The following is a 7,722-nucleotide window of genomic DNA, read 5'->3' as shown; positions in this document are numbered from 1 at the left end:
TTTTATTACAAATTATTTGCGCAAGATGTAACAAAGTATTGCAACAAAGGTAACAAAAAATTTCAAAATCGCCAATTTTAAGGTAAAATCGCAACCTTGCTTGCATTTGCTTACTTGTTTGCCGTCAAATAATGACACATAAATGTGATGGCACTGTTAAGATACACCCATCATCACGTTGAGGTGCTAACTACTTAATGCTTTGGTTAATGCTTTGGCGTGTCATATATCGAGGAGGAATAGCTCATGAAATTCATGAATAAAACATTGGCATTGTTGCTTGCTAGCGCAGCCATCACTACAGGCGCCCATGCAGCCACTGCTTATAATACCAATACCACCACTTATAACACCAATACCACCGCTGCCAACGCTTGGGGCTATCCAGGACAGGCTTATGCAGGTATCAAAGTTGGTCAATTAGACGGTGATTTAGACAACGCCGATACCGATAAAACTACCGCTTATGGTATTGTATTGGGCTATCAGTTTGACTCTAACTGGGGTATGGAAGGGGAATACGTTGGTACTGACGACGCCGATGTAACCTTTAAAACCAACGTAGGTGATGTTAAAGGTGATTACGATGCCAAAACCTACGGCTTGTATGGTACTTACACTTATAACTTTGAGAATACCCCTGTATATGCCAAAGGTCGTCTAGGTATCGCTCGCACCGAAGTTAAAGGTGATGCTGATATTGTTGATACCAACTTGGTGAAAGCTAAGTACAAATCAGAATCTAAAGATACCAGCTTGGCAGGTGGTTTGGGTCTAGGCTATCATGCAGCGTCAAACGTTGACCTAGAAGCTAACTACGACTATGCCAGCTCAGATGCTAACTTGTGGTCAATCGGTGCAAAAGTAAAATTCTAATCCATGTTACTCCGATCTAACAAAAGATAGTAACAACCATAAACAGTGCTCGATTGAGCACTGTTTTTTTTGTGCCTGCTGCTTGTGCACTGAATATCCGTTTAATGTCCCTATAAGCAGTAGAGTATTTAAGTTTATGCTAAAATAGCAGGCAATGTTCGAATTTAATAGACTTCGCAAGGATTATTTATGACAACGGTTGCCGATGTACGCGCCTTTTTACTTGATTTACAACAACGGATTTGTAACGCGCTGACGGCGCAAGAACAGCAAGGTGGTATAGATGGCGCGACCAGTAGCCAGTTTTTGGTTGATGATTGGCAACGTCCGATTACACAAGGCGGTGGCGGTGGACGTTCATGTGTCATGCAGGGCGGCCAAGTCATTGAAAAAGCAGGTGTGATGTTCAGCCATATCAACATCAATCAGCTACCGCCAACCGCAACAGCGCGACACCCCGAACTGGCAGGCAGACAAGCGCAGGCCTTGGGGGTGTCGTTGGTTGTGCATCCCAAAAATCCACACGTACCAACCAGTCATGCCAACGTGCGTTTATTTATCGCCGAAAAAGACGATGCCGAGCCAATTTGGTGGTTTGGTGGTGGGTTTGATTTGACACCGTTTTATCCTGTGCTAGCCGACTGTGTGCATTGGCATACCGTATGCCATGATGTGTGTCAGCCGTTTGGCGAGGACGTATATCCGCAATTTAAACAATGGTGTGATGAATATTTTTATTTAGCACACCGTGATGAGCAACGCGGGATTGGGGGGCTGTTTTATGATGATGTCAATACCCAAAGCATGGGCTGGGATTTTGATACCAGTTTTGCCTTTATGCAGGCGGTGGGCAATGGTTATTTAGACGCGATTTTACCCATTTTCGAGCAACGCAAATATACACCTTACACTCCTGCCCAGCGCGAATTTCAGCTGTATCGCCGTGGTCGTTATGTTGAGTACAATCTGGTGTATGACCGTGGTACGCTGTTTGGGCTACAAAGCCACGGGCGCACTGAGTCGATTTTGGTTAGCCTGCCGCCTTTGACAGGTTGGCAGTACCGTTATGAGCCTGTGGTAGGCACGCCTGAATTTGAGCTCACCGATTTTTATTTAAAACCGCAGGACTGGCTAGCACTTGGCAAACAGCATGCCCTGCTCGGCTAAATTCAACACATCCTGCCCTACTGGCCAACCCACCAAATAGGCTAAAACGTTTGATGTGTTTTAGCCTGTTTTCGCACTAGCCCATCAAGCTAGCTTGAACAATTTCAATCCAGTAACCATCGGGATCTTTGATAAATGCGATGTTTTTCATGCCGCCTTGTTCGGGGCGTTTTTGAAATGTCACATGATTTTGGTCAAACCATGCCACGGCAGCATGTAAGTCTGGCACGCTAAAGCAGATATGCCCAAAGCCTTTGGGCTCGCTATTACCACTGTGGTAGCTAAAATCGGGGTCGTTTTCGGTGCCGTAGTTGTGCGTTAGCTCCAAAATTCCACGTTGGCGGAAAGTGAACTCGGCGCGCGCTGCGTCATCTTTTGGTAGATTGGCTAGCTCCTCATCGGTAAGTTTTGCCAAAAAGTACAAATCAAATTCGGCTTCAGGGAAGGTCTTGCGATGCAACAGCGTCATGCCTAGCACGTTTTGATAAAAGTCCAACGATACTTGCGGATCTTTGACGCGTAGCATGGTGTGGTTAAATACATAGCCTTGGGTGTTGTTTTGGGTGTTGGTGTTATGACCAGCCATTTAATGCTCCTGTTTGATGTTGTGATGCAAATTTGTTATTCAAAAAAGTGTACTTGCCCTGTTTCTAGGTCGTAGTTTGCTCCGACAATCAATAGCTTACCACTTTCAACCGCGTCTTCTAAAGTACGTGAGCCGTGTTTTAGCTGACTGACCGACATACGCACATTGGCTTTGACACCGCGCGCAATCAGCTCATCTTCATTCACCGTCTGCCCGCTGGCGGTATAGATTTCATGCAAGTTATACACACTGGGACGAATGCGATCGACGATCGAACGCAAGTTTGGCGTCACGTATTGGTCGGGGTTCATGACGCTTTCGACACACGCGGTCACCGCACCGCAATGTGAATGCCCAAGCACAACCACAAGGCCGGTACCAAATTTTTCGGCAGCAAACTCAACCGAACCGATTTGCGATGGTGCAACGATATTACCTGCCACACGAATGACAAACAAATCTCCCAAACCTTGGTCAAATACCAATTCGGCAGGCACGCGCGCGTCCGAGCAGCCCAAAATAATGGCAAACGGTGCATGTTCTTGCGTCAAGGCATTGCTGGCAAGTAAGACAGCATTGGGGTCTTTAAGACTTTCGACAAAACGGGCGTTGCCATCTTTGAGTAGTTGCAGGGCAGCTTGGGGGCTATCGGGACGATTTGGCATGAATTTTACTCGCAAGTTAAATGAAAATTGATGCAACAGTCAGCGCATTTTACCCTAAAAATTGGCGTATTTCATCGTATGACTTGGCATCGGCAAAGTTTTTGCCACAAAAAAGGCTGGCATTGCGCCAACCTTTTTTTTAGTTACCTAACAATCTTATGGCTGCGACTGATTAAACTCTTCAGCAAAGCGGTCATCAAAGTCACTAAACGCTTGTTCAGGGTCTGCCTGTGCGGTGATTGGATCAAGCGCGATCATGGCAGCGTCTTGCTCATTTTTGGTCACCACATCTGCGCTATACAGGCGTTGGTTGTGGTATGCCAAACCTGTGCCCGATGGCACCAAACGTCCGACCACAACGTTTTCTTTCAAGCCGCGTAGGTCATCGACTTTGCCCGTTACCGCCGCTGCTGTCAAAACACGCGTGGTTTCTTGGAACGACGCCGCCGAGATAAAGCTTTCGGTTGCCAATGACGCTTTGGTGATACCCAATAGCAAACGCTCAAACTTGATTGGGAATTTGTTTTCCGCGTTGAGTTTGGCATTCATAGCAACGATGTCTGCATACTCGGCTTGATCACCTTTGAAGTAGCTTGAGTCACCGCCATCGACGATTTCAACTTTACGCAGCATTTGGCGAATAATTACCTCAATGTGCTTGTCGTTGATTTTCACCCCTTGTAAGCGATACACCTCTTGCACCTCATTGACAATGTAATTTGCCAATTCGGTTTCGCCTTTTAAGCGCAAGATATCGTGTGGGTTTTGTGGACCGTCAGCAATCACTTCACCGCGCTCGACACGTTCACCTTCAAAGACGTTGATTTGACGCCATTTTGGAATCAATTCCTCATGCACTTCACCGTCATCGTTGGTGATGACAAAACGGTTTTTGCCTTTGGTGTCTTTACCAAACGATACCACACCGCTCATTTCTGCCATAATGGCATGGTCTTTCGGGCGACGCGCTTCGAACAAGTCAGCAACGCGTGGCAAACCACCCGTGATATCTTTGGTACTGGTCGACGCTTGTGGCACACGTCCAAGTACCGAACCGACATCCACTTGCTCACCTTCACGCACGCGTAAGATGGTTTGTGGTGGCAAGAAATAGACGACTTCTTTGCCATCGGCAGTGTCTAAAACGATTGCAGGGCGCAAGTCCTTACCACTTGATGGGCGGTCTTTGGTTGCCAAAATCTCATACGAGCTCATACCCGTGGCTTCATCAATTTTCAGCGTAGCGGTGATGCCATCGGTGATGTCGTTGAAGCGTGCGGTACCCGACACCTCGGTGATGATTGGGTGGGTATGCGGATCCCATTTAGCAATCACTTGTCCTGCTTCAACAGCGTCGCCGTCGTTGATATTGACCGATGAACCGTAAGGTACTTTATAACGCTCGCGCTCACGTCCTAGCTCATCGGTAATGCTAAGCTCTGCTGAACGTGATACCACAACCAAATAGCCATCGCTGTGCTGCACGGTTTTGAAGTTTTGGAAACGAACCGTACCGCCTTTGTTGACCTGAATGCTGTTCTCAACCGAAGCCGAGCTTGCCGCACCACCGACGTGGAATGTACGCATGGTCAGCTGTGTACCTGGTTCACCGATTGACTGCGCTGCCATAACACCCACGGATTCACCGATATTGACACGGTGACCACGTGCCAAGTCACGACCATAGCACTGTGCACACACACCGTATGGCACTTCACAGGTGATAACTGAGCGCACCCAAACTTCATCGATACCATGCTCATCAAGCACACGTACCCAACGTTCATCCAACAAGGTGCCTTCTGGAATCACGACTTCTTGTGTAGTGTTTGATACCACATCACGTGCTAGCACACGACCTAACACACGGTCGCCTAGTTGCTCGATGATTTCACCACCTTCAATGTGTGGTTTCATGAGCACACCTTTGTCGGTACCACAATCGGTTTCAGTGATCACCAAATCTTGTGCAACGTCAACCAAGCGACGGGTCAAATACCCTGAGTTGGCGGTTTTGAGTGCGGTATCTGCCAAGCCTTTACGCGCACCGTGGGTTGAGATAAAGTACTGCAATACGCTCAAACCTTCACGGAAATTGGCTTTAATCGGCGTTTCGATGATCGAACCGTCTGGTTTTGCCATCAAACCACGCATACCTGCCAACTGACGAATCTGTGCTGCACTACCCCGTGCACCTGAATCCGACATGATGTAAATTGAGTTAAAGGATTTTTCCTTCTCTTCTTCACCATCACGGTTGATCACGGTGTCTTGCGACAAGTTTTCCATCATGGCTTTGGCGATTTGGTCGTTGGTACGTGACCAAATATCAATTACCTTGTTATATCGCTCGCCTGAGGTCACAAAACCTTGCTCAAACTGGCTTTCAATTTCACGCACTTCAGCATCGGCAGCTTCGATAATCGTGGCTTTATTGGGTGGAATGACCATGTCTTCCATACCAATCGATACGCCCGATAAGGTCGCTTGGGCAAAACCAAGATACATCAATTGGTCAGCGAACATGACGCTGTCCTTAACACCCATTTTACGGTAGCACGAGTTAATCAAGCGTGAGATGTTCTTTTTGCTCATCTCTTTATTAACTTCATCAAAGCTCATACCTTTTGGCGTGATGTTCCAGATCAAGCAGCGGCCGGCTACCGTGTCAATCATACGATGGCTAACGCTGGCATTGCCCTCGTCATCAAAGCTGGTTTCTGCCACGCGCACACGGATTTTGGCATTAACGCTCAAATCCCCAGTGCCTAACGCACGGTACACTTCCTCAACGTTGGCAAAGGTCATGCCCTCGCCTTTGGCATTGATGTGCGAACGACTGATGTAGTACAAGCCTAGCACCACGTCCTGCGATGGTACGATGATGGGATCACCGTTGGCAGGCGATAGGATGTTGTTGGTAGACATCATCAACGCACGTGCCTCAAGCTGTGCCTCTAAGGTCAATGGCACATGCACCGCCATTTGGTCACCGTCAAAGTCAGCGTTAAATGCGGTACATACCAAGGGGTGCAGCTGAATGGCCTTACCTTCAATCAACACAGGCTCAAACGCCTGCAAGCCCAAACGGTGCAATGTTGGCGCACGGTTAAGCAATACAGGATGCTCGCGGATTACACTGGCTAGCATATCCCAAACCGCAGGCTCTTCACGCTCAACCATTTTTTTGGCGGCTTTGATGGTGGTGGCAATACCGTTTTGTAGCAGTTTGGCGTAGGTAAATGGTTTGAACAACTCCAACGCCATTTTTTTGGGCAAACCACATTGGTGCAAGCGTAGGTATGGACCAACGGTAATAACCGAACGTCCTGAATAGTCCACACGTTTACCCAACAAGTTTTGACGAAAACGCCCTTGCTTACCTTTAATCATATCGGCAAGTGATTTAAGTGGGCGTTTGTTGCTACCTGTGATGGCACGACCACGGCGTCCGTTGTCTAATAACGCGTCTACTGATTCTTGCAGCATGCGTTTTTCGTTGCGCACGATGATGTCAGGCGCGTTAAGCTCAAGCAAGCGTTTTAGACGGTTGTTACGGTTAATTACACGGCGGTATAAGTCGTTTAGATCCGACGTGGCAAAACGTCCGCCCTCAAGAGGTACCAAGGGACGCAAGTCAGGTGGCAACACGGGCAATACGGTCATCACCATCCACTCTGGCTTGTTGTTTGAATCGCGAAATGACTCCAGCAATTTCAAACGCTTAGACATTTTTTTGAGTTTGGTTTCTGAGCCTGTATTGGGGATTTCCTCACGCAATTGATCGATTTCTAGATCGATGTCAATGTCGCGTAGCAAATCTTGTACCGCTTCTGCGCCCATTTTGGCGATGAAGTCGTCACCAAACTGCTCTAGTGCTTTAAAGTAGTCTTCATCATCAAGCAGTTGGTATTTTTCTAGCGTGGTCATACCAGGGTCGGTGACGACATAGCTTTCAAAATACAACACGCGCTCGATATCACGCAAGGTCATATCAAGCAACAAACCAATACGGCTTGGCAATGATTTTAAGAACCAAATGTGCGCAACTGGACTGGCAAGCTCGATGTGCCCCATGCGCTCACGACGCACTTTAGCGGCAGTAACTTCTACGCCACATTTTTCACAGATAATGCCTTGGAATTTGCGGCGTTTGTATTTGCCACACAAGCATTCATAGTCTTTGACAGGGCCAAAGATTTTGGCACAAAACAGACCGTCACGCTCAGGTTTGAATGTGCGGTAGTTGATGGTTTCAGGTTTTTTGACCTCACCATGTGACCAAGACTTGATGGTATCGGGTGATGCCAAAGAAATTTGAATGCTGTCAAATTCTGGATTACCAGATTCGACAGGCGTTTTCATGATATCTAATAAATCTTTCAAATGACTTCTCCATGATAAGCAGGTAGGCAACACGATGGTGCC

5 protein-coding genes are annotated in these 7,722 nt (G+C 47.4%); 2 read left to right on the top strand and 3 right to left on the bottom strand.

Annotation, left to right across the window (positions count from 1 at the left end):
• Nucleotides 1-246: 246 nt before the first annotated feature.
• Together MA2_RS07655 and hemF are read left to right on the top strand one after the other, a co-directional pair.
• The gene (locus tag MA2_RS07655) at nt 247-876 is read left to right on the top strand and encodes a porin family protein (protein ID WP_067058518.1); all 630 of its coding nucleotides are present in this window, start codon (nt 247-249) and stop codon (nt 874-876) included.
• A 189-nt stretch (nt 877-1,065) separates the two neighbouring features.
• A complete protein-coding gene (gene hemF / locus MA2_RS07650) occupies nt 1,066-2,043 on the top strand; it encodes an oxygen-dependent coproporphyrinogen oxidase (protein WP_067058517.1) in 978 nt (325 codons plus the stop codon).
• Nucleotides 2,044-2,119: 76 nt separating this feature from the next.
• Here hemF and gloA read toward each other — a convergent pair whose 3' ends face one another.
• From gloA to rpoC, 3 genes are all read right to left on the bottom strand, one after another.
• Nucleotides 2,120-2,629, bottom strand: a complete 510-nt coding sequence (gloA, locus tag MA2_RS07645; RefSeq protein ID WP_067058514.1) for a lactoylglutathione lyase — start codon at nt 2,627-2,629, stop codon at nt 2,120-2,122.
• Between the two features lie 35 nt (nt 2,630-2,664).
• Entirely contained in the window at nt 2,665-3,294 is a 630-nt protein-coding gene (locus tag MA2_RS07640) for a carbonic anhydrase (protein WP_067058512.1), read from the bottom strand.
• Between the two features lie 156 nt (nt 3,295-3,450).
• Entirely contained in the window at nt 3,451-7,680 is a 4,230-nt protein-coding gene (rpoC, locus tag MA2_RS07635; RefSeq protein WP_067058543.1) for a DNA-directed RNA polymerase subunit beta', read from the bottom strand.
• Nucleotides 7,681-7,722 lie beyond the last annotated feature (42 nt).

This window comes from Moraxella atlantae NBRC 14588, assembly GCF_001591265.1.
In the GTDB taxonomy this organism is placed as follows: Bacteria; Pseudomonadota; Gammaproteobacteria; order Pseudomonadales; family Moraxellaceae; genus Faucicola; species Faucicola atlantae.
Note: the sequence above shows the minus strand (reverse complement) of the source record. Positions and strands in the feature narration are given on the sequence as shown.